Raw genomic sequence first — 1,071 nt, 5'->3', positions numbered from 1 at the left:
GTGCAATCCATCCACATCGGCAAGTCTTCGCGAAGCAAATAATCCGACAGTTGCGCCTGAGTTACGCCGGGCTCGACCACCACGTAAGCCAGATCGCGGTCCATTTCCAGGATGCGCCGCATGCCACTCAAATCCACAATCACATTCCCGTCGCGCACCGCGCAGGCGTCGCCGTAGCCCCAGTTGTGGCCCACGCTGATTGGGTACAGCGCTGTGCCATGTCGTGCCGCGATGCGCACCACCGCAACGACTTCATCCGTTGTCAGCGGACGCAAGACGGCCAGGGGCCGGGTGCTGCGCGCGGCCGTGCTGGCACTGTAAGGCGCAAGACTCGCCGCATCGACGGCCACGCGCCCGGCACCAAGCAAGGCCGACCAGGCTTCCAGGGCTTCGGAGGCGCCCATGGCTAATCCTTGCCTTCCATCAGACGCGCCGTAATACCAGGTTCATCCTCGCGTGCGAAGAAGTAGGGATAGAAAGAGCGTTCTCCTTCGCGCTGCTCCATCATGCCGCCGAACTTGTCGATCTGCCGGCCCATGTACTCCAGCTCCAGCCGCAGCAGGACGGCCGGCGCCTGCACACGGCTGCAGTGGCGCTCGCCCCCAAAGTCCTTGAAGCCCAGCATCCGTTTGTAGAACATCACGTGGCGGGGGTTCACCTCGATGATGTAGTCGGTGTAGCCATGGATGTTGTGGGCGTAGATGTACGAAATATGGATCAGCGAAGCGAACACGCGCTTGCTCACATGCCGGTCGATCGCCAGCCGCGACGGCTCGCACAGACGGCGTCCCCGGGAGCGCAGGTCGTCGAGCTTGTCGCGGAAATTTTCATCGGCCGGCAAGCCGACGCCGGCATCGTCCAGACACAGCGACATGGTGCCGACTGTCGCGCCCTCCGCCTCCGCATATAGCGTAATCCGGTTGGGCGCATGCTGATCATGCGTATCGACCTCGTAACCGCGCCAGCCATACATTTTCTGCAGGAGCAGACCGGCGCTCTTCCGCGTGCCAGGGGTGTTAGCCATGCGGATATGGAACAACTGGTGGTCCAGTTGGTGGTTCAGGGCAGTAT

Annotated in this window: 2 protein-coding genes; both read right to left on the bottom strand. The window is 62.3% G+C overall.

Annotated elements, in window-relative coordinates:
* A partial coding sequence (locus AB4Z11_RS32420; RefSeq protein ID WP_442030391.1) for an FAD-binding oxidoreductase occupies positions 1-404 on the bottom strand: 404 nt, incomplete at its 3' end.
* A gap of 2 nt (positions 405-406) precedes the next feature.
* Positions 407-1,071, bottom strand: a 665-nt coding sequence (locus AB4Z11_RS32415; protein ID WP_442030389.1) for an N-acyl amino acid synthase FeeM domain-containing protein, incomplete at its 5' end; no start/stop codon positions are given.

The sequence above is a fragment of the Pseudoduganella sp. RAF53_2 genome (genome assembly GCF_052113985.1).
Taxonomy (GTDB): Bacteria; Pseudomonadota; Gammaproteobacteria; order Burkholderiales; family Burkholderiaceae_D; genus Rugamonas.
Note: the sequence above shows the minus strand (reverse complement) of the source record. Positions and strands in the feature narration are given on the sequence as shown.